Genomic DNA, 24,399 nt, shown 5'->3' with positions numbered 1-24,399 from the left:
GGCCCACAACATCCGCCGGCTGCTGACACGCAGCCGGCTTTTTTGCGTCTACTTCGTGCTGGAGGCCCCTGCCTCCCTTGAGGCTCAGTAGCCAGTCAGCCTTCACCCCTATTCCGCGCAGACCTCCAGTCGGACAGGTTTTGTCCGGTCCGGTCCCGGAGGGGCTCGGCGTGGAGATTCGGGAGCTTGGGGTACCCGGCATCGCGGCGTTCCGGTGATGCTCTTGGATTATTGGAATGTGAGGGCTTGAACGGGATGGATTCACAGGCGCGAGGAGCACTGGGACAGGCCGCACGCGAGCACGAGCGCTTCCTCTGGGGGCTCTGCTACCGGATGACCGGCGTGGCGGCGGACGCGGACGACCTGGTGCAGGACGTCTATGCGCGCGCGCTCGCGACGCCTCCGGAGCGCCTGGACACCCTGCGTCCCTGGTTGACCCGCGTCGCGGTGAACCTGGCGCGAGACCACCTGCGCCGCCGCCGTCGCGAGGGTTACGTCGGTCCCTGGCTGCCTTCGCCCTTGGAGACAGGCGATGAGGAGGTCCCTCCCTCGGTGGAGGCGAGGCTCCCGGGCGGCGGCTCGACGGAGGGACGCTATGAGTTGCTGGAGAGCGTCTCCTTCGCCTTCCTCCTGGCGTTGGAAGTCCTGTCGCCCAAGCAGCGGGCGGTGCTGCTGCTGCGCGACGTCTTTGATTACTCGGTGCTGGAAGTGGCCGAGGCGCTGCGCATGAGCGAAGCGAACGTGAAGGTGGTGCACCACCGCGCGCGGGCGGCCATGGCCGAGTATGACCAGTCACGTTGTGTGCCCACGCGCGACGTGCAGGCTCGCACGCGGGCTTCGCTGGAGGCCTTCCTGGGCGCCTTGGTCACGGGAGACGTGGCCGCCGCGGAGGCGCTGCTGGCTTCGGATGTGCGCGCACTGTCGGATGGTGGCGGAAAGGTGCGCGCGGCCCTGGTGCCCATCGTGAGCCCCCAGCGCGTCGTCCTCTTCATGCGCCGGTTGATGGAGATGCGGGGGCCTCCCGTGGCGTGGGAGGCGCGGATGCTCAATGGCCTGCCCGCCGTGGTGGCGGTTTTCCATCCGGGGGCGGATCCGATGCTGGCCCTGCGCATGGTGCTTCGCGTGGACCTGGACTCCAGCGGACGCATCCATGCGCTGCATTCCGTGTTGGTGGACCGGAAGCTCACGGGCGTGCGTATGCCTGTGTCGGATTGACACGGACTTCCTGGAAAAATGGTTCTGATAAATCCTTAGGAAAGCGCATCCGTTTGAGCGGCCTCCCCCGAGAGAGGCGAGCTGTGCTCGCCACATCCATCTGAGAGGAACTCGAATGTCGATGCGCAAGATGTGGGCCCCAGGGATTCTGATATTGGGGGGTCTGACGTTGCTCGCCGGTTGCGGCCGTGAGCCCCGCCCCGTGGAGGTCATCCAATCCCGAGGGACTGAAAGCGTTGCGCTGTTGATTGAGCGGGAGGACGGCGCGGGCCCCTACGTCGAAAGCACGGCGGAGCGCTTCCGGGTCGTCGCCTCGGGCGAAGTCATCAAGTCCGTGCGCTGGAACGCCAACGCGGGGGTCGTCGAGCCCTCCGATGAGCGGGTCACCTGGACGCTGCCCACGCCGGGGACCGCGTCCCTGTCCGTCACCGTCGAGACGGAGTCCGGCAAGACCGCCGAGGGCGCGTTCCAGTTCAATGTGGTGGCCGCGCCGCTCGCCTCCAGCTCTGCCATCGACACGGGGCCGGATGTCACGGGCAGCAGCTGCGACATCGTGTTCGACAGCACGGGCAAGGGCCACGTCATCTACACGAACGACACCCACAACAGCCTGTGGTACGCGAGCTGGGACGGCACGTCCTGGGCGACGGAGCTGATTGACGGTCCCGGCTTCAACAACGGGGGCGTCTTCGTCGTGAAGAGCCAGCTGGCCGTCGACCCGGTCACTGGCACGCCGCACGTCGCCTATTCCAAGGGAAGCGGCAACATCAATACCTCGCCGATGCGGGTGGGCTATGCCACGCGCGTCAATGGCGTCTGGGTTCGCGAGGATGTCGACGCCTCGGTCGTGACCCGCATCAGCATCGCGCTCAACCCGGCGCAGGCGCAGCGGCCGGTCATCGTCTTCAGCAGCGGCAACGGGGGGAGCGTCAAGCTCGCAACCCGGACCGCGGCGAACACGTGGTCCAGCGTGCCGCTCTCCGTCGGCGCCCATGCGCTCACGAGTGACGCCCTCTTCGACGCGACCGGAGCGCTGCACTTCATCACGCACCAGCCCTTGAGTGGCTACGTCAGTCAGTCGCTGCAGGTCCTGCGGGGCTCGGCCGTGGAGTCCTTCCCGTTGAAGACCAGCTCCTTGGGGCCCTGGCTCGCGACGGCCTGGGGACCGGACTCGCACCTCCTGGCGCTCTCCAACAGCATCGCCGAAGGCGAATGGAACGCCATCGAGGACATCACGGTCGGGACGCCTGCCTCGGCCAGCACCCGGAGGGTCTCGACGGTGGATTACAAATACTCCTCGGCGGACCTGACCTACGGCGGAGGCAAGCCGGTCATCGCCCTGCGCAATGGGACATCGCTGGCGCTCGGAACGACGGACGCGCAGGGCTTCTGGACGTACACACAGCTGGGGACGGTGCAGGACGGCTCCCGTCCGAGCGTGGCGATCCGTCCCACGGATGGTGTGCCGCATGTCTGCTACCAGCGGGACGGCAAGGTGACCTTCCAGTAGGCCGGTCCACGTCTGGATTGCCCCAAAGGGTGAAGCCCCTGTCCAAGCGCTCCCTCCGTCACCAGTTCCCTGGTGACGGGCGGGGCGAGCGAACGGGGGGCAGGTATGGCGGGACGCGGGGACGACTCACCAGCGGGAGGAGAGCCATCCCTGTTCGCCCGGCTGGCGGTGGGCGTGTTCCGGCACCGGGGCCGGGTGCTGGTGGGCACGCTGGTGCTCCTCGCCGCGGCGGTGTGGGCGCTGCTCCGCGGAGGGCACCTCACCACCGGCACCATCGAGGGCATTGAATCCGCGAAGGCCGAAGCACTCGCGCGCGGTGCCGCCGCGGGGTCGAATGATCAGACCCTGGCGGTCATCTTCCATCACGACGAATGGACCACGGACGAGCCGCGCTTCGCCCAGGCGGTGACGTCCGTGCTGTCGCGCGTGGAGCGGCTGCCCGAGGTCGCGTCGGTGGTGTCGCCCATCGGTGCACCCGAGGCCTTCCGCGCCCGCTTCGTGGCGAGGACGGGCCACGACCTGCTGGCGCTGGTGCGGCTCAAGGGCGGCGAGCGCGAGGCCACCGCCGCGTTCCCCGCCGTGCGCGCGGCATTGGAGGACCCGAACCTCCGGACGACGCTCACCGGCAAGGTGGCCTTCCTGGCCGCGCTCAATGAATTGCTGGAACACGACCTGCTGCGCGCGGAGTTGCTGTCATTCCCGCTGGCGCTGGTGGTCCTGCTCTGGGTGTTCCGGACGGTGGTGGCGGCGATGCTGCCGTTGGTGGTGGGCGGCCTGGCGGTGCTCTGCGGCGTGGCGGGCGTGATGCTGCTGTCGCACGCCACGAACATGGCCCAGTACACGCTCAACGTGGTGTCGCTCATCGGGCTGGGCGTGGCCATTGACTACTCGCTCTTCATCGTGAGCCGCTTCCGCTCCGAGCTCGCGCTGGGCCTCAGCACGGAGCACGCACTGACGCGCACGCTGGACACCGCGGGGCGGGCGGTCGCGTTCTCGGGGCTGGCCGTCACGGTGGGGCTGGGAGGCCTGCTCTTCTTCCGAGGCTCGTACCTGAGCGCCATGGGACTGGGCGGTGCCCTGGTGGTGGCCTTCGCGGTCCTCTTCGCGCTCACCGTGCTGCCCGCGCTCCTCGCCTGGCTGGGGCCCCGGGTGGACCGGGGGCGGTTGCCCTTCGCGCGGAAGGAGGGCCGCGGCGGCGCCTGGCACGCGCTGGCCACCTGGGTGATGCGGCATCCCTGGTGGGTGCTGTTGCCCACGCTGACGCTGCTGCTGGCCATGGGGCTGCCGTTCCGGCGGCTGCAACTGGCGGCCACGGACATCACCGCGCTGCCCGAGGACACGGAAGCACGCCAGGGCGCGGAGACCCTGGCCCGCCTGTTCCCCCGCGAGGCCGCCACCCGCGTCCTGGTGGCGGTGGAGTTCCCAGGTGGCAATCCCCTCACACCGGAGCGCGCGGGCGCTCTCTATGACGCCAGCCGCCGGGTGGCTTCCATGCCCGGCGTGGTCGGCGTGGAGAGCGCGGTGGACCTGGGCCCCGGCATGGACCGGGCAACCGTCCTGCGCATGGCCGCCGCGCCACCCCAAATGCTCCCACCGGAGCTCCAGGCCGCGCGGGCCGCGTACGCCACCGGCAACGTGGCGGTGATGCAGGTGCTGACGTCCTCGGCGCCCAGCAGCCTGGAGGCGCGCAACCTGGTCCGCGCGCTGCGCGAGGACCGCACGGTGGGCGACGGCCGGTGGCTGGTGGGCGGACAGACGGCGACGGACGTGGACGCGGCGGCCTTCGTGAAGCACCACACGCCCGCGGCGGTGGGGTTCGTGATGGGGATGACGTGCATCGTCCTCTTCGTGCTCCTTCGCTCCGTGGTGCTGCCCTTGAAGGCGCTCCTGATGAACCTGCTGTCGCTGGCCGGTTCGTTCGGCGCCCTGGTGTGGATCTTCCAGGAAGGGCACCTGCACCGGCTGCTGCGCTTCGAACCCGGGCCCATCGAACCGTCGCTGCCCATCCTCTTGTTCTGCGCGCTGTTCGGCCTGTCCATGGACTACGAGGTGCTGCTGCTCAGCCGCATCCGCGAGGAGTATCTGCGCACGGGCGACAACACCCACGCGGTGGCCGAAGGCCTGGAGCGGACCGGCGGCCTCATCACCAGCGCGGCGGCCATCATGGTGGCCGTGTTCGCGGCCTTCACGCTGGCGTCGGTGGTGGTGGTGAAGGCCATGGGGTTGGGCATGGCCATCGCGGTCGCGCTGGATGCGACGCTGGTCCGGGTGCTCATCGTCCCCGCGATGATGCGCCTGATGGGGGACTTCAACTGGTGGGGGCCCGGCCACTGGAGGCGCTCACCTCCACGAGCGCAAGGGACGGAGGTGCGGCCATGAACGCGCGGAACCTCGCATGGACGGCGGCGGCGCTGGGCGTGCTCGTGCAAGGACACCGGGAGTTGATGGCCGGTCTGCGGCGGCGCGCGGCTCCGCCCGTGAAGCGCTTCGAACCGCCCGCGGTGACGGTCATCCGGCCCATCCGGGGCCTGGACGTGGACGCGCGCGAGAACGTGCGCGCGCTGCTGGACCTGGACTATCCCGGTGAGTGGGAGGTGCTCTTCGTCTTCGACAGCGAGGACGACCCGGCGTTCCTCCCCACCCGCGAGGAGGTGGCCGCCCGCCCGACGCGCGCGAAGCGGGTGGAGCTGATTGTCGCGGGCGAGCCACCGGCGGGGATGACGGGCAAGCTCAACGCGATGCAGGTGGGCGTGGCCCGCTCCCGGTGCGAGCTGCTGGCCTTCAGCGATTCGGACACGCGGCCCTCGCCCGGGGTGCTCACGGCGTTGGTGGGCGCGCTGCTGGAGGATGGCGGAACGGGCGCCACGTTCGCGCCCATCTACGCGGCGGCGGACGCGCCCCTGGCGGGCGACGTGGGCTACGGGCTTCTGGTGAACGCGTGGTACGGCGCGTCGGTCGCGTGCACCGCGGCGCCGGATGGCGCGCTGCCGTTCATCATGGGGCAGTTGATGGTGTTCCGGCGCCAGGCGCTGGAGGCCATCGGGGGCGTGGGCTGCGCCGCCGGGCAGTTCGTGGATGACATGTACCTGGGGCGCCGGCTGCACGAGGCCGGGTGGAAGAACCGCGTCGTCCACGCCCCCCTGCGCGTCGTCACGGGACACCTGGGGCTGGGCGCCTTCCTGCGCATCTTCCGGCGGTGGCTCCTCTTTTCGGAGTCGGGCATCCCCGGGACCTTCGCGAGGCCCCTCTGGGTGCGCGGCGCGGTGAGCTGGCTGTCGTGGGGCGCGCTGGCGACGGCGGTGGCGCGAAGGGCCTGGGGCCCGGCGCTCCTGTCGGCGGTGCCCATCGGCTTCTCCGTGTGGAGCCAGCTGCGGCTCCAGCGGGCCTGTCACGGACCGGAGGTCGCCCCCCGGCACTACTGGGTGCCGGCGCTCCTCCCGCTCCTGGGGGCCGGCGTGGCGCTGTCCGCGCGGCTGTCTCGCGAGGTGGACTGGCGCGGCCGGGGCTACCGGTTGGATGCGAAGGCGCGCCTGGGTGAAGCCCAGCCCGCCCGGGCCAGCGTGTAGACGGGACGGCGGACGCGACGATGCAGCCAGCTCCCCATCTGTTCCACCGCGCTCGCCATGGTGCCACGCAAGGGTGGCCCGGCCGAGCGCAACAGCGGCGCGGCGGACCGCAGGCTGCCTCCCTCTCCGTTCGGCGAGAGCATCGCGGCGAAGGCATGGGCGACGACGCGCAGGTACTCGCGGACCATCACCCGCATGCGGGGCTCCTCGGAAGACAGCAGGGCCATGGAGGCGCGCGCGCCGCCGGGGCTGTGCTCCCAGTAGTGCAACAGGCCCATGCGCAGCGCGTGCATGCCCTCGTCCTGCCTGGCGAAGGCGCTGTAGAGCGCGGAGGCGAGTGCGACGCGGGTGCGCTGCGCGGGCCGCCGCGCGTGCGCGTAGTGCTCCAGCGCGCGGGCGACGTGGTCCGGGTAGCGGTCCAGAGACTCCTGGAGGGCGCGGGCATCGTGGAAGCACGACGCCATGCCGCTGGCCGTGAGCGGGTGGCAGCACGCGGCGGCGTCGCCCACGAGCACGGCACTCCCCATCCAGACGGTCTCCGCCAGCCAGTCGTCGTTGGAGGCCATGCGCACCGCGGGCCGCTGCTCCAGCGCCTGCAAGACGGCCTCCCTCAGCCGCGAGGGCAGGGCGAGCAGCAACTCCGGTTGTTCCTTCAGCGTCTGGGCCGTGCTGCCCAGGGGCAGGTCCACCATCACGCGCGCCACGCCGGGCTGGATGGTGTAGGCCAGCGCGTGCACGGCGCCGCCCACGAACTGGTGCCCGTATTCAGGGTGGGTGAGGCAGTCGCTGTCCACGGTCACGCCCAGCATGGTGGACAGGCGCTGGTGGTGCTCGGCGATGCCCAGCATCCGCCGCACGGGCGACGCGCGTCCGTCCGCGGCCACCAGCAGCCGGGCGTGCACGGTGTGCTCGGCGCCCGCGTGCGAATAGCGCAGGCGCACGCCGCGCTCGCAGTTGTGCTCCACGGCCGTCACGCGGGCCCGGATGCGCACGGTGACGCCGCGCCGCCGCGACACGGACTCCAGCAAGGGCAGGGTGAGGGCGGCGTGTTCGAGCGACAGTCCCGTCACGCCGCGACCGTAGGGCAGGACGAGCGTGCGGGCGGGGGCATGGAAGCGCACCGCGAAGCCCTGCACGGGCTGGGCCTTCCAGCCATTCACGACGTCCCCGAAGCCCAGCGCGCGCAAGTCTCTCACCCCGGGCGGGTGGAGCAGTTCGCCCGCGAGCTGCTTGTGCCGGTCCACGCCCGCGTCCAGCAGCAGGACGGACCACCCCAGGTCGGAAAGCGCCGCCGCCACCGCGCAGCCCGCGGGCCCGCCCCCGGCTATCACCACCTCGGTGTCCCCCACGTCGCCCCCGCTCGGTTCGCAGACACCATGTCTGGCATTGACGACTTATCCATTGAAGCGCGGCGCCGCACGCGGAGGAGGCAGGCATGAAAGTGCAGGTTGCATCATTCTGTCGCACACAATTGCCCCGGGTTTCCCGGACCTTCGCGCTCAACATCCCGTTGTTGCCGGAGCCCCTGGACCTGGCGGTGACGGTGGCCTACCTGCTGTGCCGCATCGCGGACACGCTGGAGGACGAGTCCCCCGGGGCACTTCACGGTGCATTGCTCGACGAACTGGGGGCCCTGGTGTCGCTGGAGCCGGGCTGGGAGGCCCGTGCCCGCTCCTTCGCGCGAAGGGCGCGGCGGGCCCTGCGGGATGAGGTGCCACCAGCGGAGGCCGAGCTGGTTTCAGAGACTTCGACCGTGCTCGAAACCCTGGCCTCGCTTCCTTCCTGGGTCCACCCGCCCATCGCGCGATGCGTGCGCACGATGACCGGCGGCATGAATCAGATGCAGCGGATGCATGGGGGGAGCGGGCAGGTCATGGGGCTGCCCGACCTCCAGGCGACGTTCATGTATTGCTATTACGTGGCGGGTGTCGTCGGCGAGATGCTGACCGGCCTCTTCGTCGCCAGCTCACCCCGGGTTGCCTGGCGTGAGCAGCGGCTCATGACGCGGGCGCCTGCCTTTGGCCGGGCCCTGCAGCTCACCAACATCCTCAAGGACGTGCGCGAGGACCTGGACCGCGGAAGTTGCTGGCTGCCCAGGGACCGCATGGCCGCGCATGGCCTCACGCCCTCCACGCTGGCCCTACCTTCGCTCCGTGCGAACGCCGTGGCGCTGATGGATGAGCTGGTGGCGGTGGCGCGCAGGGAGCTGGACGTCGCGCTGGAGTACTCGCTGGCGCTGCCCGTGGAGGAGCCCGGTCTGCGGCTGTTCTGTCTCTACCCGCTCTTCTTCGCGGCCGCGACGCTCGACGCGGTGGAGGGCAACCCGGCGGTGTTCGAACCCGAGCCCGTGAAGATTCCCCGGGAGACGGTGGCGACGCTGATGCGGCTCACGCAGGAGCGGGTGGACTCGGATGAAGCGCTGCGGGCGCTCTACGCCAGCTGCTCGCGGGCGTCCCGGAGCGGCGTGGAGGCCTGGAGTTGATGCGGCGGGCGCGCGACATGCTGGCCGGGACGCAGGCGGCGGACGGCTCCTGGATGGGGGACTACAGCGGTCCGCTGTTCCTGGGCCCGGTGTACGTGGCCGGGCTGTACGTGATGGGGCGCACGCCGGAGGCGTCCGTCCGCGACGGGATGGTCGCCCACATGCGTGCGCACCAGAACCCGGATGGAGGCTGGGGGCTGGACGTGGAGTCGCCCAGCCTCGTCTTCACGTCGGTGCTCAACTACGTCGCGCAGCGGCTGCTGGGCGTTGGCGCGGACGACCCGGGGCTCGTCCGCGCGAGGGCGTGGTTCCTTCCCCAGGGAGGCCCGCTGGGCAGCGCGTCCTGGGGGAAGTTCGTCCTCGCCCTGCTGGGGCTCTACGAATACGAGGGCCTCGCGCCCGTGCCTCCGGAGCTCTGGCTGTTGCCGCGAGGGCTGCCATTCCATCCCTCCCGGCTCTGGTGCCACTGCCGCATGGTGTACCTGCCCATGGGCTGGCTCTATGGCCGCCGGGTCCGCGCCGCGGAGACACAGCTGTTGGCCGAGCTGCGGCGCGAGCTGTACGCCCAGCCCTACGCGGATGTGGATTGGAAGGCAGCGCGTGGACGCGTGGCCCGCACGGACGCCTACAGCCCCCACGGTCTGGGATTGCGCGCCGTGCACCGCGTGCTGGGTTTGTATGAGCGGTTCCATCCGAAGCGGCTGCGGGAACGCGCGCTGGAGGAGTCCCTGACGTTGATTCACGGCGAGGACGCGGCGACGCACTTCGTCTGCATCGGGCCCATCAACAAGGTGCTCGACATGGTGGTGTGTCACGTGGCGCGGCCTGACGGGCCGGAGGTGCGGGCCCACCTGGAGCGCCTGCCGGACTACCTCCAGCGGACGCGGAAGGGCATCACGGTCAACGGCTACAATTCCTCCCAGCTCTGGGACACCGCCTTCGCGGTGCAGGCGCTGGTGGCCTCCGGAGAGTCCGTCTGGGCGCGGGACACGCTGGAGCGCGCGGGTCGCTTCCTGGAGGCGCAGCAGGTGCTGGAGGATTCGCCAGACGCCGAGCGCCACCACCGGCATCCCAGCAGGGGAGGGTGGCCCTTCAGTACGCGCGCGCACGGCTGGCCCATCAGTGATTGCACGGCGGAGGCGCTGAAGGCGTGTCTGTTGCTGGAGCCGCTCGGGCTCAATCGCGTGCCACGCGAGCGCCTGGAGCAGGCCGTGGCGTTCATCCTATCCTTGCAGAACCGGGACGGCGGCTGGGCCACCTACGAGCGGCAGCGGGGACCGCGCTGGCTGGAGCGGTTCAATCCCTCGGACGTCTTCGCCGGCATCATGGTGGACCCCAGCTACGTGGAGTGCACGTCCGCCTGCATCCAGGCGCTGGCGGCATGGCGCGGCGCATGGCCGCACGCACCGGTGGGCCAGTCCATCGCGCGGGGCGCGGACTTCCTGCGACGCCAGCAGCGTCCGGACGGCGGTTGGGAGGGCTCCTGGGGCGTGTGCTTCAGCTATGGCACGTGGTTCGGCGTCACCGGCCTGGTGGCCTCGGGCGCGGGGACCGGAGACCCCGCCCTGCGCAAGGCCGTCACGTTCCTGAAGGCCCACCAGCGCGAGGACGGCTCCTGGAGCGAAACCATCCAGGCCTGCCGCGAGCGCCGCTGGGTGGAGGGCCACACGGGCCACGCGGTGACGACGTCCTGGGCCGTGCTGTCACTGGTGGCCGCGGGCGAAGCGAACGCGGAGGCCACGCGCCGGGGCGTGGCATGGCTGCGCGAGAGGCAGGCGGCGGACGGCCAGTGGCCCCGAGAGCCCCTGGCCGGCGTCTTCAGCCGCACCTGCGCCATCCACTACGACGCCTACCTGCGCATCTTCCCGCTGTGGGCGCTGTCGCTCGCGGAGCGACAGGCCGGAGGCTTCAAGGCGCGCGAAGGCTCTGCGACCCCAGGTAGTCCGCCTTGCCCAGGTTGACGCCATTGTGACGCAGCAGCGCGTACGCGTGGGTGACGTGGAAGAAGAAGTTGGGGACCGCGTTCTCCAGGAAGTAGTCCGCGCCGCTCATCACCTGCCCCTCCCACCGGGGGTGGGTGACGACGCGACTGGCGGCGCCCTCGAAGTCCTTCGCCGTGAACGTGTCCAGGTACGCGATGGTGGACCGGACGCGGGCGCTGAGCTCCTCCAGCGTCTGCTCCGTGTCCGGGTTGGACGGCGCGGCCTTGCCTGACAATCGCGAGGCCGCGAGCTTCACGGCGTCACAGCCGATCTGCACCTGCCGCACGAACGGGAGCTGGTCCGGCGCCAGCCGGAAGTTCAGGTAGAGGTTCGGGTCGAAGGACTTCGCCTTGGCGTGGGCCTCGGCCGTCTCCAACCACTTGCTCAACTGCCCCAGCTGCTTCTTCATCTGCGAAAAGGTCTCGAAGTACATGGGCGCGCAAGCTAACGGGACAGCCATTGGCGCGCGAGCCAATCGCGAGGGGTGCCCGGATCAAATCGTCCGGACGCCCCGCGTCACGGCGGGGTCACGCGTGGCGTCAGAATGGTATTTCGTTGGGGCTGGTGCCTCGGGCCCGGTGATTCTTGGTCCACCCGAACAGGGCGGTGCTCGGCAACCGCCAGGTACGGCCCGCAGGTTGCTGCGTTCAGACCCACCTTGGTAGGTTGGAATGACTATGCGGAGTCTCCAAATTGCCGGGTATGGCCTGATTGCCATCCTCGTGGCGTCATCAGCCGCTCAAGCCCGCGACGAGCGCGACAAGCCGAGGGTGCGCCCCATCATGCTCTCCGAGCACCCGAACGATGGCACTCACTCCATCTATGTGAAGGGGAACGTCCTCACGACACTGCGGTTCGAGCAGCTTGTGGATGCGAGCAAGACGAGGATGATCGGCTGGGAGGGCCGACTCGAACCGCTGGCCGTGGTTCGGAACAAGGTGATCCTTGAGCCCATCCACGACCTCAACAGGGACGAGGGCATTCCCCTGGTGGTGACGCTGGCGGATGGGACCGAAATCCCGTTCCTCGTAAAGCCACCATGGAGCAAGAGAGACGAGGGATGGTCGCCGATTCTCGACCAACAGGTCGATGTGTTCAATGACCGGGAGAGTTATGCGTCCATGCACGCGGCGCTGATGGACGCGCTCAAGCAGAACGACACTCTCGCTGAAGCGAATGAGCGCTACCGCAAGGAAGAGAACTCCGTCGATCACGCCTACGCGACGCTTCTCGTAAACGGACAGAGGAAGAAAACACCATTCCGCCGCAGGTTCGTCTACCGGCCGAAGAATGAGGACATGGACATGGTCGTCGAAGTCTTCGAAGGCCCCGGCAAAGCGGCAGCGCTCGTCACCTTGCAGAACACCTACCACGGTGGGCCATGGGAGTTTGACGGTGCCTATCTGAGCCGTGACTTCACCCACTCCACGGCTCGACCCTTTGCGCTTCGCATGGACCGGGCCACGATCGTTCCGGGGGAGACGGGGCGAATCGCGGTCGTAGTGGACAGGAGCGCCTTCCTGACAGACGACGGGCAGCTCACTGATCTCGCGCTCCAAATCTTCCGCGGAGACGGTCTCCTCCAGGTGGTCGTGAAGCTGGAACACACCATCGTTCAGAAGTAGAAGTGCCGTTCATGCAGACCCCCAAAGCCTTGCTGTTCAGCTCTATCGTCCTGCTCGCCATGTCGCCCGGCTGCACTGGGAGCGGTGTGGCGTTGCGTCCCGACGGTAGTCCAGGTCCGCAGGAGTGCCCGGAAGAGTCAAAGAAGGCGATTCGCTACATGGGGCTGCGCGTTGGGGACAGCGTGTTGGTGGATCTCGACGCGAACCAAACAGAGAGCCGGCGCATCACGCTCTATGACGGACCGATTGAGAGTGTCACGAGAGAAGAGTTCGGCCCGCTCGGTGCGACGAGCCGCTTGTACGGGCAGGTCTGGACGAGCGGCCCGCAGGTTGTCATCCGGTACTACGAGGCGCAGTCACTGCACGGAGAAAAAGTTCCCATCTGCGCAGTGGCGCGGCTCGGCCATGACCAGATGAGGAAGCTGCCCGAATCCAAGCCTGGAACCGCGATGCTTGATGGCTCCGTCGCAGCCGCGTTCATCGTCGATGCTTTCCGGTGATTCGCTCGCTCGGCTCACCATGCTCTGTTCCGCGACAGTGCGGAATCTCAGGCTGGGACCTGTTCATGGGAGCTTGAGCAACGGCAGCCCGTGGAGCGGAAGCTGAAGCGGTAACCGGGCCGGGAGCACCCGGAGGTGCCCACGGCCCGCGCTTCCGGCTCAGGCCTTGAACGTCATCAAGGGCCGCAGCCGGGCCACCTCCCGGATGATGTCGGCGTCCACCTGGGAGGCCACCACCGGGCCAATGGGCTTGTAGGCGGCGGGGGCCTCCTCGATGCGGCGCTCGGCCCTGAGCGCGATGCAGTCCACCCCCGTCAGCCCCAGGTCCTCCTCCCGGTGCTTCGCGCCTCCCCGTGACATGGAGAAGCGCGAGTGCGCCCGCCCCGCCCCATGCGAGGCCGACGCCAGGGCCTTCGCGTTGCCCAGGCCCCGCATCAGGTAGGACGTGGCGCCCATGGAGCCGGGGATGATGACCGGCTGGTCCTCCTCGGCAGGGCAGGCCCCCTTGCGCGCCAGCCAGCCACCTTCCCAGGGCAGGGTGATGTTGTGGGGCACGTCGTAGACGAGCGGCGCCTCCACGTCCCCGAACAGCTCCCGCAGCGTCTGCCGCACCAGCTCCGCCAGCAGCAGCCGGTTGAGGAAGGCGTAGTTGGCCGCCGTGGCCTCCGCCTTCAGGTACTCGCGCACCTTCACTGGATCCGCGAGCGGGAAGATGCCGCTCCCCGGGTGCGGCGCCCCCGTGGGCCACGCGGCGCGCGCCCGCTCCTGCCAGGTGCGCCCCACGTGCTTGCCCATGTCCCGCGAACCGGAGTGCACCATGAACGCGAGCTGCCCCTCCCGCACGCCCCAGGCCCACGCCCGCGCGCGGTCCACCACGGCCTCCACCCGCTGCACCTCCACGAAGTGGTTGCCTCCGCCAATGGTGGCGAGGCCAGGGTCGCGCACCACGCCCTCCCGCCGCAGCCCGGTGGGCGCCCAGGCCGGGTCCCCCTCCAGCGCCCCGCCCAGATAGACGCGGTCGGACTCACGGTGAAGCTGGCCCAGCTCCATCCGGGCCGCCATGCCCAGGGGCTGGCCTTCCGTCTCCAGGAGCCAGCCGGGCAGGCCGTCCCGCAGCAGCGCCTCCAGGGCGCGCGAGCCCTGGGCGACGTCCCGCGTGCCGAAGAAGTAGTGCCCCTTCATCCGCTCGACGAAGGCGTCGCGGCGGGCGAGGAAGGCGTCCACGGAGATGTCCGCGACATGCAGGCGCATGCCGCAGTTGATGTCCGTGCCCACCGCGCCGGGGACCACCAGGCCCTCCGTGTGGACCACCGACCCGATGGCCACCCCGGAGTCGCCCGGATGGAAGTCCGGCGTCGCGCGCACCTGCTTCACGCGGCCGCCGTCGGGGTGATGGAGCGCGGCGAGCGCCGCGAGCTGCTGGAGCGCCTTGCCCTCCACCGGCAGGTCCGGCGGAAGGAGGACTTCGGCGGGGGGAGCATGGGGATCCGCCTGGAGGCGGACCGTGTAGACACGACCGTCGTAAGCAACGTCGAGCCCCTCGCGGGCAAGCGCCCGCAGGAGCCGGTTCAGTTTCGGCTGCATGACCTTCTCGGAATCTGACCCGGGCGGATTTCAGCCCGGGGGACGTGAGCGATGGATTCGAGACCTCGGGTCAGCAGCCGCGGTCGGGACGCCGGAGCGTCCGCGACCCCCTGGACGATCCAACACACCGTGCCTGACGGGCTCGCGAAAAGATCCGCTCCAGTCGAGGATGGGCCCATGGACGTGTCGAAGCAGGGGAATGGAGCGGCGTCATGACGGTGGCTGTCCTACGGGCCCAGGCCCCGGAGTTCGATGTGGCGTCCGTCCTGGACCGCTTCCCGGACTGCCGCCCGGATGCCGTCTGGCTCCAGGGGGAGCAGCTGCAGCGCCAGGGAAGGCACTCGACCTCGGGCTTCAACCTCACCCTGGTGGAGGACGGGGAGGGCACGCTGCACGGCCCCGTCGCCGCCGCCCGCAGGCAACTGGAGGTGCTGGCCCCCCTGCTCGCGGAGCTGCGCCAGCAGGCCGTCCCCTGCGTCGTGGATTTCGGGCTGTTCGTCGGCACCTCGCGGCACTTCACCAGCTCCGTCCACTTCCCACCCGACGACGTCCGGTGGTTCGCGGACCAGGGAATCGCCCTGGCCGTCTCCGCCTATCCGACGGCCGAGGAGGAGTCGGAGGACTCCTCGGGCAACCTCCAATGAGCGCGAAGACCGCCCCCCGCTGGGACCCCGGAGCCGTACCGACCTTCTGGATCAACCATGCGTCCCGGTTGCTGATGCGCCACTTCGAGCAGCGGTTGCGGCCGCTCGAGTTCGGGATGGCCTACCTGCCGGTGGTCATCGCGCTGGAGGAGCACGGGCCGCTCCTCCAGAAGCAACTCGCGGAGTACGCCCACGTCGAGCAACCCACCATGGCCGCGCTCCTCACACGCATGGAGCGCGACGGGCTCATCCAGCGTCAGCCGCACCCGGACGACAAGCGCGCGACCCGGATATCGCTCTCGGCCAAGGCCCGGGAGCGCCTGCCCCAGGCGAAGGAGCAGCTGGAGGAGGTCGCGGATCAGGCGACCGCGGGCTTCAGCGACCGCGAGCGCGCCACGTTCATGTCGCTCCTTCGCCGCGTGGTGGACAATCTGGAGCCGGCGTCCGGGGATTGAGCCATCCATTCCCAGAACGTCAGAGGGGTCTTGTAGGGTGCGCGCCCCTCCGGAAGATTCCCTTCCGGCATGACACAAGGTCGAGGCCTCTTGAACCGCTCCTCCTTCCTGATGCGCGCGCTGCGCACCGGCACGTTCTGTCTCGTGGGCGCCAGCTCGCTGATGACGGCCTGTGATTCCAACGATGATCCCCCCGTCGACCCGGCTCCGGTGGACCGGTCGCCGCGCACGCTGACGCTGCTGCAGACCAGTGACCTGCACACCAACATCTTCCCGTGGGACTACTTCTCCGGGAAGGCTGACGCGAAGCGCGGCCTGGCCAAGGTGGCCACGCTCATCAAGCAGGAGCGCGCGAAGAACCCGGACTGCACGCTGCTCGTCGACACGGGTGACACCATCCAGGGCTCGCCGCTCGGCACCTACTACGCCCAGGTGGACAACGCGCCCAAGCACCCCATGGCCGCCGCCATGAACGAGCTGGGCTACGCCGCCATGGCCATGGGCAACCACGAGTTCAACTACGGCCAGGACGTCCTCAACAAGTTCAAGGGCGAGGCGAACTTCCCCCTCCTCGGCGCCAACGTGCGCAAGAGCTCGGACGGCTCCGAGGCCTTCACCCCGTACGTGATGACCACGGTGTGCGGCGTGAAGGTCGGCATCCTCGGCCTGGTGACGCCGGGCGTGGCCACGTGGGAGCGCAAGGACAACATCGCCGGGCTGCGCTTCGATGAACCGCTGGAGACCGCGAAGACGTATGTGCCGAAGATGAAGCAGGCCGGCGCGGACGTGGTGGTGGTGGCCATCCACGGTGGCCCGGACAAGCAGCCGACGGGCAGCGCGACCAGCCCGGAGTCGTGGCTCGCGGACTACGCGGACGCCACGAAGTGGACCGACCGCGGCAACCTCACCGCTGAGAACCAGGCCGTGCAGATCGCCCAGCAGGTGGCGGACGTGGACGTGCTCCTCACCGGCCACACCCACCAGCCCATCCCGAAGATGCTGCTGAAGCAGCAGGATGGCCGCGAGGTCCTCCTCACGCAGCCCAACCGCTGGGGCAGCCACCTGGCGGACGTGCAGCTCAACGTCACCTGGAACGGCGAGCGCTGGGGCGTGGACGCGCACGACTCGCAGCTCCACGCGGTGGACGAAACGGTGGCGGTGGATGCCACGGTGACGCAGCTCACCCAGGCCGCCCACGACACCACGGTGGCCTACGTGAACCAGAAGATTGGCAGCACCACCGCGGCCTTCACGGGCGGCTTCCCCGGCCGCTACGTGGACAGCGCCCTGTCGGACCTGCTCAACATCGTGCAGGAGGAGGCCGCTGCGGAGGCCGGCTTCCCCGTGGACCTGTCCGCGACCGCGCTGTTCTCCAACGACGTCGCGCTGCCGGCGGGGGACGTCACCCTGCGTGACGCCTACAGCGTCTACATCTACGACAACACGCTGTACGTGATGGAGATCAACGGCTCCATCCTCCGGCGCGCGCTGGAGATGAACACGCTGTACTTCAAGCAGCTGGACGCGGCCAACCTGCCCGCGAAGCCCGCGGACGCGAAGGCCACCACGCCCGTCGTCGCGGACTACAACTGGGACCTCTACTCGCACATCGAGTACGGCTATGACTTGACGAAGCCCGCGGGCTCGCGGCTCACGCACCTGCGCTTCCAGGGCCAGGACGTGAAGGACGACCAGGTCTTCCGCATCGCCGTCAACAACTACCGCGGCGGTGGCGGCGGCGGGTACAGCATGTTCAAGGAAGGCCGCATGCTGTGGTCCTCCGCGGACGGGGTGCGTGACTACGTCGCGCGCTACATGCAGGAGCACCAGAACCTGTCTCCGGACGCGGTGAACACCTGCAACTTCACGCTCACGCCGGACCTCTACACGCCGTACTTCCAGGCCACGCTCGGCCCGGCGAAGTGCGCGCCCGTGCCGTGACGTAAGGCACCGAGGGACGCCCGGTGGACAGCCCTCTTCCCTTGAGGGCATGTCCCACCGGGCCTCCCGCGTTCCTACGTTGCCGGGGATGGCCGACCCACGCGCGGAAGAGACGTTCCAGAAGAGCATCCACACGCTGAACCAGGACGGCGCACCGCCCCGGACCGAGACCGACGACCTGGGCTCCCGCCGGCTCCCGGCGGAGGCCTACTGGGGCATCAACGTCAGCCGCGCGCTGGACAACTTCGCCATCAGCGGGCGCCCCATCTCCGTCTATCCCGACCTGCTCTTCGGCTACGCCTGCGTGAAACAGGCCGCGGCGCGCGCGAACGCGGAGATTGGCGTGCTGGATGCGACGCGGGCCTCGCTCATCGACCAGGCCTGCGAGGACATCAAGGCCGGCAGGCTGCACGAGCAGTTCGTCGTGGACGTCATGCAGGGCGGGGCCGGCACCTCCACCAACATGAACTTCAACGAGGTCATCGCCAACCGCGGCCTGGAGCTGGCCGGCCACCCCAAGGGCCACTACGCGCACCTGGACCCGAATGACCACGTGAACCGGAGCCAGAGCACGAACGACACCTACCCGACGGCGCTCAAGGTCGGGTTGATGCTGTCCGTCGAACGCCTGCTGGCCCAGCTGCATCTGCTGGAGCAGGCGTTCCGCGACAAGGGGCAGGAGTTCGCGGGCATCGTGAAGATTGGCCGGACGCAGCTCCAGGACGCCGTGCCCATGACGCTCCAGCAGGAGTTCGAAGGCTTCGCCGTCACGCTGGCCGAGGAACACGCGAGCCTGACGGAGGTCACCCGCCGCCTGGGGGAGATCAACCTGGGGGCGACGGCGATTGGGACGGGCATCGCCGCGGACCCGCGCTTCGCGGAGGCCGCGCGAGCGCACCTGGCGGACATCACCGGGCGCCCCATCGTCACCGCGCCGGACCTGATTGAAGCGACCACCGACGTGGGCGTCTTCATGGAGGTGTCCGGCACCCTCAAGCGCACCGCGATGAAGCTGTCGAAGATCTGCAACGACCTGCGGCTGCTCGGCTCCGGCCCGCAGGCGGGCTTCAACGAAATCAACCTCCCGCCCATGCAGGCGGGCTCCAGCATCATGCCGGGCAAGGTGAACCCGGTCATTCCGGAGGTCGTGAACGAAGTGGCGTTCGTGGTCGCCGGGGGAGACGTGACGCTGACCATGGCCGCCGAGGCGGGGCAGCTCCAGCTCAACGCCTTCGGGCCGGTCATGGCCCACGTGCTGTTCGAGAACCTCAAGTACATGACCGCCGCCATGGCGACGCTGCGTGTGAACTGCGTGCGGGGCATCACCGCCAACAAGGAGCGGCTCGCGCGCCAGGTGGAATCCTTCGTGGGCGTCATCACCGCCCTCATGCCGCACATCGGTTACGCGCCCGCGGCACGGCTGGCGAGGGAGGCCCTGGCCACGAACGCCAGCATCGCGGACCTGGTGGTGTCCGCCGGCCTGCTGACGCGCGAGCAGCTGGCCGAGCTGCTCTCGCCGGAGCGGTTGACCCGGGGCCAGGCGGTGGAGGCCCGGGACGAAGAGGGCACGCACTAGGCGGTCCCTTTTCGCCTTCAGCGCGAGGTCCGCATGTTCATCCGTCGCCTGCGCAGGTTCCTCCGAGAGCCCTACTGGCTGGTCCTGGCCGCCCTGGTCGTCGCCGGGGGCGCGCTGGGCATCGCAGTCGCCCGCGTGCAGACGGACACCGCACCGGCCCTGTTCGGGCATGCCTGGCCCGGGGACGTCGACGACACCCGGGGCGCCCTGGGGGCGTTGCTCGGGTTGCAGATCACCGTCCTCACCATCGCCCTGTCCCTGAACGCGCCGGTCATCCAGTCCGCCGCGAACCAGTACTCGCCACGGCTGGTCCCCATCTACCTGAAGAGCGCGCCGCTCCGCCGCGCCATTCCCTTCTTCGCCCTCTCCACCAGCTACATCCTCACGGCGGTCCGGGAGCTGGGCGTCATCGAGGACGCTGGCGTCAGGCCCCGGCCCGTCCTGTCGGGAGCCATCATCCTGGTGCTGGTGGCGCTCTGCGTGCTCATCATCGTCCTGGCCCGCACCTTCCGCTTCCTGCGGGTGGAGCGCGTCCTCGGGCTCGTCCAGCACCTGATCGTGTCCGCGACGGAGCGCCGCATCCAGGCCCGTCTGAAGCGCCTGCCGCTGGATCCGGCGGTGACCCTGCGGTTGCCGGCGGATGCCACCTCGCTGCTGGCTGCCTCGTCGGGCTACCTCGCGGACGTCGACCTCCAGGACCTCACGCGGCTCGCCCGGAAGTGGGGCGTGCGGGTCCGCATCTGCATCACCGTGGGCGAGTACATCGACCAGGACGAGGTCGCCGGCTGGGTGGTGGCGGACGGAGGGGGCGCCGTGGATGCCCACGTGCTCCACGGCCTCGCCGCCACGTTGAGCATCACGTCGGCGCGCGAGCCCGACTGCGACCCCTCCCTGGGGCTCCGCATCCTCGTCGACGTCGCGAACCGGGCCCTGTCCTCGTCCGCGAATGACCCGTACACGGCCCGGCAGGCGCTCCAGCAGATCCGCTCGGTGATGCGCCGGCTGGCGGCCCTGCCGCAGGGGGACTGGAACGTCGTCGACCCGGATGGCAGGGCGCGCGTGTCACTCGTGGCCCTGCGGCTGCGCGACTACCTCTTCCTCGCCGTGGATGGCCCCCTCCATTACGCGGGGGGCGACCCGGAGGTGCTGGAGGAGGTGCTTCAAATCGCCCTCACCGTGGGCCTGCTCGCGCGCGACGCGCAGGACCGCGCCGCGGCGCACGCGCTGCTCGCACGCGTGCTCGCGGACGTCCAGGGCTCCACGGAGAAGGACCGCTTCCACCGCCTGCTCGCCCAGGCGGAGCGCGTCCGGGCCTCCTTCCAGGGCGAGCACCGGACGCGCGTCGAGCGGGGGCGCGCGGACTGGCTTCCGGACTGAAGCGCCGGCTTCAGTGGCGGGTTTCGCGGGTGGGCTTGAAGCCCACGAGGAAGTCGATGAGCAGGCGGGTGCCGTAGCCCGTGGCGCCCTTGCTGCGCCACGCGTTGTCGCGCTCGGCCCGCGCCGTCCCCGCCATGTCGATGTGCGCCCAGGGCAGCCCGTCCACGAACTCCTCCAGGAAGAGGGCCGCGGTGATGGCTCCGGCGTTGTCTCCGCCGACGTTCTTCATGTCCGCCACCTCCGACTCCAGCTCCTGCCGCAGGCGCCGGTCCAGCGGGAGCTGCCACACGGTGTCACCGGTGCGCTCCCCCGACTCCTTCACCTGCTCCACGAGGGGCTGCTCGTTGCCCATGACCCCCGCGCTGAGGAGGCCCAGCGCGCGCTGACACGCCCCGGTGAGCGTGGCGACGTCCACGATGGCGTCGGGCCTCGGCGACTGCTCGGTGGCCAGGACGAGCCCATCCGACATCACCAGGCGGCCCTCCGCGTCGGTGTTGATGACCTCCACCGTCTTGCCGCCGCGCACCGTCAGCACGTCCCCCAGCTTCATGGCGGTGCCGGAGGGCATGTTGTCCGTGCACATCAGGTACGCCGTCACCGCCGTCCTGCAGCCCAGCGGCTTCAGCGCCGTCATCGCCGCGAGGATGGCGCCCGCGCCAGACATGTCGCCCTTCATGGTCGCGTGCACCAGGTCGTTCGGCTTCAGGCCCAGGCCGCCCGAGTCGAACATGATGCCCTTGCCCACCAGTGAGACGCGGCCCAGGGGCTGGACGGCTTCGCCCTTGCTGCCCCTGGGCGTGTACGTCAGCTTGATCATCCGCGGCGGCTCCGCGCTGCCGGCGTTGACGCCCAGCAGGCCGCCGCAGCCCAGCTCGGCCAAGGCCTCGCCGTCGAAGAGCTCGACCTCCAGGCCGCAGCGCTTGGCCAGGGACTCGGCCACCTCCGCCAGCCGTGCGGCGGTCAGCAGGGTGGCGGGGGAATTGGCGAGGTCACGCGCGAACGCCGTGGCGCGGGAGTGGATGCCTCCGCGCATCATTCCCTGTTCAACGTCCTCGGTGTTCTTCGAACCCGAGACGAGCGTCAGCGATTCGAGCGGCGGCTCCTGCTCCGAGTTCCGCTTGTAGGGCCGGTAGCGGTAGCGGGCGAGCAGGACGCCTTCGGTCAGGGCCTGCGCGGCGAGGTCCGCCGGGACGCTCCCGGTGTCCGGGACCTGGAGCGCGACGCGCTTCTGTTGGCCCACGGTCCGCGCGAACGCGGCGGCGGCATCCCGGAGCTTGCCTGCATCCAGCTGTGCCCGCGCCCCCACGCCGACGGCGACCAGGGGCGGGCCTCCCGAGCGGGGAATGAGCAGCGTCTGGCCGGCCTTGCCCTCGAAGCCCGCCGCCTTCAGGAACGCGCGGTCGAGGCCGGGGGCCTTCACCTCTTCGTCCGCTCCCACGAACGTGCCGACGCAACCGGCGTCGGTGGGGACGGTGGCTGCTACGGCGAGCTTCGTCTCCTCCGGGGGTTCGATGGAAGGAGCGGGGTGGAACTCGGCCTGCGCGCGTGAATGAAACGAGGTCAACATGGAAGCCTCCTGATGGAGGAACTGGCCACGGCGCCAGGGGGGTGCAACATCCAGAAGGCTACTCGCCCCTGCCTCCGGGAGCGGTTTTCCGGCGGATGGGAGGTGTGGATGTTCCGCCACTCAATCCCATGAGGGGGGAAGCCCATGCGCACACTGCCGTCGAAGCGGATGTCATTGCTCACCGAGCGCGAAGCCCAGCTCGTCCTGTCCAGCGCCCCACGCAACCTGGCGGAGCTTTCGCCACGGGAGCTGCGCGGCCGCATCCTGAGAGCGCGCCGCCTGATGGAGAAGTACCAGGACGCGGCGCGGCGGCAGCGCAGGGAGGCGCTCCGCAAGGAGGTGCCCTCCCGCTCCCGCCGCGCCGAGGGCAACCGCAACACCCTCCAGAAGGCCGAGTACTTCGCCCTCACCCTGGAGCGCTTCGAGAAGCGGCTCGCCCTGCTCGAGCGCAAGGCCCAGGCCCGGACCCGCGCCGCGAGCCGTCCGGCCCCCCGGCGGACGACGCGCGCGGCCACGGGAGGACGCAAGCCCGCGCGCCGGACGCGCGCCGCCGGCCGCACCGCGAAGGCCCCCGCTTCCGGGAAGCGGGCGTCCGGCCAGAAGCGGGGAGGGGCCCTGAAGCAGGAGCGCTTTCCCGCCCTCAAGCGTCAGTCCCACGCTTCTGGCCGGGGCCGCCGGACCCAGAGCCGGCGCGACTCGCGGCGCTGAGGGGCAAGGCGCCCTGGTGATGGTAGAGCGCCTCCTGCACCGCGAGGCGCTCTCCCTCTTCTACCCAAGCCCCCAGGGCAGTCCCAGCACCTGCCACGCCACCAACAGGGCGATCCACACGGCGAAGACCACGATGACGTACGGCAGCATCAAGGCCACCACCGTGCCCACGCCCGCGTCCTTCTGGTACTTCTGGGCGAAGGTGACGATGAGCGCGAAGTAGGCGTTCAGCGGTGAGATGGCATTGAACGGACCGTCGCCCACGCGGTACGCGGCGAGTACGGCCTCCGGGTCCACGTTCAGCCGCATCAAGAGCGGCACGAACACGGGCGCGAAGATGGCCCACTTCGGAATGGCGCCCGTCATGATGAGGTCCAGCACGGCGACCACCAGCACGAACCCGACGAGCAGCGGCAGCGCGCCCAGGCCCGCGTGCTCCAGGGCATCACCCACCTTCACGGCCGCGATGGTCGCCATGTTCGTGTAGGTGAAGAGGGCGATGAACTGGCTGATGATGAACAGCAGGAAGATGAGGCCGCCCAGCCCGGCGACCGCCTTCTCCATGGCCTTGATGACGTCCACGCTGTTCTTCATCGTCCTGGCGCCGACGCCGTAGGCGGCCCCCGTCACCAGGAACAGCACGGTGATGGCGACGATGAGGCCGTTCATGAACGGCGAGTCCCCGATGAGCGCGCCCGTCTCCGGATTGCGCAGCGGAGCCCCCGGCGGCAACGCCAGCAGCCCGAAGAACACCACCACGCCCACGAGCCCCCAGAACGCGAACTTCAGCCCGCGTGACTCCTCCGGGGACAGCTTCGCGCCCGTCGTGGCCGGCTTCTCTCCCTGGTATGGACCCAGCCGGGGCTCGATGAGCTTGTCGCTGATGAGCGACACCACGACGGTCAGCATCACCACCGACGCGGCGGAGAACCAGAAGTTCGCCGTCAGGTCGATGGAGCGGTCCGGCGCCATGATGTGGATGGCGTCGTTGGTGATCTCCGTCAGGATGCCGTCCAGCGGTTTGATCAGGATGTTGACGGTGAAGACCGCCGCGACACCGGCGAAGGAGGCCGCCAGGCCCGCGAGGGGATGCCTGCCCACGGTGAGGTAGGCCGCCGCCGCCAGGGGAATCAGCACCAGGTAGCCGGCATCCGCGGCGATGCTCGACAGGACGCCCACGAACACCAGGATGTACGTGAGGAGCCGGGCCGGAGCGACCGCCACCAGCTTGCGGATGAGCGCGCCCACCAGGCCCGCCGCGTCCGCGACGCCCACGCCCAGCATGGCGACGATGATGACGCCCACCGCGTTGAAGTCCATGAAGTGCTGGACGACGCCGGCGAACATGAAGCGCAGGCCCTCGCCCGTCAGCAGGCTCTTCGCGGCGGAGGTCGTCTGCTCCACCTGGTGGGTGTCCGGGTTGATGGTCTCGTAGGTGACGCTGGCCCCCATCCTGTAGAAGATGTGGGAGAGCACCATCACGATGGCAATCAGCGCGACGAAGATGATGGCGGGGTGGGGGACCTTGTTGCCCACCCGCTCGATGGCGTCGAGCACCCGCTCCATGCCCTTCTTCTTCGGTGGCGTGCGCTGTTTGTTCTTGGTCTCGCCTGGGACCTGGACGTCGTCGAAATGAGCCGCTTTGGCCATGGGAGTGCTGCTCCTTT

Annotated in this window: 19 protein-coding genes; 14 read left to right on the top strand and 5 right to left on the bottom strand. The window is 69.7% G+C overall.

Going from position 1 to position 24,399, the window contains the following annotated elements; genetic code table 11:
- Positions 1–255: 255 nt before the first annotated feature.
- The 4 genes from D7V77_RS13835 to D7V77_RS13820 all read left to right on the top strand — a co-directional run bounded on the left by D7V77_RS13835 (position 256) and on the right by D7V77_RS13820 (position 6,291).
- Entirely contained in the window at positions 256–1,215 is a 960-nt protein-coding gene (locus D7V77_RS13835) for a sigma-70 family RNA polymerase sigma factor (protein ID WP_120576750.1), read from the top strand.
- Between the two features lie 244 nt (positions 1,216–1,459).
- The gene (locus D7V77_RS13830) at positions 1,460–2,725 is read left to right on the top strand and encodes a hypothetical protein (RefSeq protein ID WP_120576749.1); all 1,266 of its coding nucleotides are present in this window, start codon (positions 1,460–1,462) and stop codon (positions 2,723–2,725) included.
- A gap of 105 nt (positions 2,726–2,830) precedes the next feature.
- Positions 2,831–5,104: an MMPL family transporter gene (locus D7V77_RS13825; protein ID WP_120576748.1), complete on the top strand. Its 2,274-nt coding sequence runs from the start codon at positions 2,831–2,833 to the stop codon at positions 5,102–5,104.
- Positions 5,101–6,291: a glycosyltransferase family 2 protein gene (locus tag D7V77_RS13820; RefSeq protein WP_120576747.1), complete on the top strand. Its 1,191-nt coding sequence runs from the start codon at positions 5,101–5,103 to the stop codon at positions 6,289–6,291. The genes D7V77_RS13825 and D7V77_RS13820 overlap by 4 nt, the downstream gene beginning before the upstream one ends.
- Here the strand turns inward: D7V77_RS13820 and D7V77_RS13815 are convergent.
- The gene (locus tag D7V77_RS13815; protein ID WP_120576746.1) at positions 6,231–7,640 is read right to left on the bottom strand and encodes an NAD(P)/FAD-dependent oxidoreductase; all 1,410 of its coding nucleotides are present in this window, start codon (positions 7,638–7,640) and stop codon (positions 6,231–6,233) included. The two genes, D7V77_RS13820 and D7V77_RS13815, sit on opposite strands and share 61 nt — an antisense overlap.
- A gap of 86 nt (positions 7,641–7,726) precedes the next feature.
- Between D7V77_RS13815 and D7V77_RS13810 the strand changes: the two genes are divergently transcribed.
- Together D7V77_RS13810 and D7V77_RS13805 are read left to right on the top strand one after the other, a co-directional pair.
- A complete protein-coding gene (locus D7V77_RS13810; RefSeq protein ID WP_120576745.1) occupies positions 7,727–8,773 on the top strand; it encodes a phytoene/squalene synthase family protein in 1,047 nt (348 codons plus the stop codon).
- Positions 8,773–10,734, top strand: coding sequence for a 2,3-oxidosqualene cyclase (locus D7V77_RS13805; protein WP_120576744.1), 1,962 nt, complete (start codon positions 8,773–8,775; stop codon positions 10,732–10,734). The genes D7V77_RS13810 and D7V77_RS13805 overlap by 1 nt, the downstream gene beginning before the upstream one ends.
- On the opposite strand, the gene D7V77_RS13800 is transcribed toward D7V77_RS13805, so the two are convergent.
- Entirely contained in the window at positions 10,682–11,188 is a 507-nt protein-coding gene (locus D7V77_RS13800) for a DUF1993 family protein (protein ID WP_120576743.1), read from the bottom strand. The two genes, D7V77_RS13805 and D7V77_RS13800, sit on opposite strands and share 53 nt — an antisense overlap.
- A 238-nt stretch (positions 11,189–11,426) precedes the next feature.
- Here D7V77_RS13800 and D7V77_RS13795 point away from each other — a divergent pair, with 238 nt between their 5' ends.
- Both D7V77_RS13795 and D7V77_RS13790 read left to right on the top strand, forming a co-directional pair.
- Positions 11,427–12,380, top strand: a complete 954-nt coding sequence (locus tag D7V77_RS13795; protein ID WP_368666190.1) for a DUF2381 family protein — start codon at positions 11,427–11,429, stop codon at positions 12,378–12,380.
- Positions 12,381–12,391: 11 nt separating this feature from the next.
- Complete coding sequence (locus tag D7V77_RS13790) at positions 12,392–12,880, top strand: serine/threonine protein kinase (protein WP_120576754.1); 489 nt, start codon at positions 12,392–12,394, stop codon at positions 12,878–12,880.
- A gap of 159 nt (positions 12,881–13,039) precedes the next feature.
- Here D7V77_RS13790 and D7V77_RS13785 read toward each other — a convergent pair whose 3' ends face one another.
- Positions 13,040–14,464, bottom strand: a complete 1,425-nt coding sequence (locus D7V77_RS13785) for an RtcB family protein (protein WP_120576741.1) — start codon at positions 14,462–14,464, stop codon at positions 13,040–13,042.
- A gap of 212 nt (positions 14,465–14,676) precedes the next feature.
- Between D7V77_RS13785 and D7V77_RS13780 the strand changes: the two genes are divergently transcribed.
- The 5 genes from D7V77_RS13780 (at position 14,677) to D7V77_RS13760 (ending at position 20,457) form a co-directional block, all read left to right on the top strand.
- On the top strand, positions 14,677–15,108 hold the full coding sequence (locus D7V77_RS13780; protein ID WP_120576740.1) for a hypothetical protein: 432 nt from the start codon (positions 14,677–14,679) through the stop codon (positions 15,106–15,108).
- Positions 15,105–15,563 carry a MarR family winged helix-turn-helix transcriptional regulator gene (locus D7V77_RS13775; protein WP_120576739.1) on the top strand — a complete coding sequence of 153 codons (459 nt, stop codon included), beginning with the start codon at positions 15,105–15,107 and terminating at the stop codon, positions 15,561–15,563. Before D7V77_RS13780 ends, D7V77_RS13775 begins: the two co-directional genes overlap by 4 nt.
- Before the next feature lie 69 nt (positions 15,564–15,632).
- Complete coding sequence (locus D7V77_RS13770; protein WP_233596975.1) at positions 15,633–17,504, top strand: bifunctional UDP-sugar hydrolase/5'-nucleotidase; 1,872 nt, start codon at positions 15,633–15,635, stop codon at positions 17,502–17,504.
- Positions 17,505–17,592: 88 nt separating this feature from the next.
- A complete protein-coding gene (locus D7V77_RS13765; RefSeq protein WP_199733779.1) occupies positions 17,593–19,080 on the top strand; it encodes an aspartate ammonia-lyase in 1,488 nt (495 codons plus the stop codon).
- A gap of 33 nt (positions 19,081–19,113) precedes the next feature.
- On the top strand, positions 19,114–20,457 hold the full coding sequence (locus D7V77_RS13760) for a DUF2254 domain-containing protein (protein WP_120576738.1): 1,344 nt from the start codon (positions 19,114–19,116) through the stop codon (positions 20,455–20,457).
- A gap of 10 nt (positions 20,458–20,467) precedes the next feature.
- Here the strand turns inward: D7V77_RS13760 and D7V77_RS13755 are convergent, their stop codons facing one another.
- Positions 20,468–22,024, bottom strand: a complete 1,557-nt coding sequence (locus tag D7V77_RS13755; RefSeq protein ID WP_120576737.1) for a leucyl aminopeptidase — start codon at positions 22,022–22,024, stop codon at positions 20,468–20,470.
- 144 nt (positions 22,025–22,168) lie between these two features.
- Here D7V77_RS13755 and D7V77_RS13750 point away from each other — a divergent pair, with 144 nt between their 5' ends.
- Complete coding sequence (locus tag D7V77_RS13750; protein WP_120576736.1) at positions 22,169–22,732, top strand: hypothetical protein; 564 nt, start codon at positions 22,169–22,171, stop codon at positions 22,730–22,732.
- 60 nt (positions 22,733–22,792) lie between these two features.
- Here the strand turns inward: D7V77_RS13750 and D7V77_RS13745 are convergent, their stop codons facing one another.
- A complete protein-coding gene (locus D7V77_RS13745) occupies positions 22,793–24,382 on the bottom strand; it encodes an AbgT family transporter (protein WP_120576735.1) in 1,590 nt (529 codons plus the stop codon).
- Positions 24,383–24,399: the final 17 nt, after the last annotated feature.

The sequence above is a fragment of the Corallococcus sp. CA041A genome, from assembly GCF_003612075.1.
In the GTDB taxonomy this organism is placed as follows: Bacteria; Myxococcota; Myxococcia; order Myxococcales; family Myxococcaceae; genus Corallococcus; species Corallococcus exiguus.
This window is presented reverse-complemented; position numbering and strand designations above follow the sequence as displayed.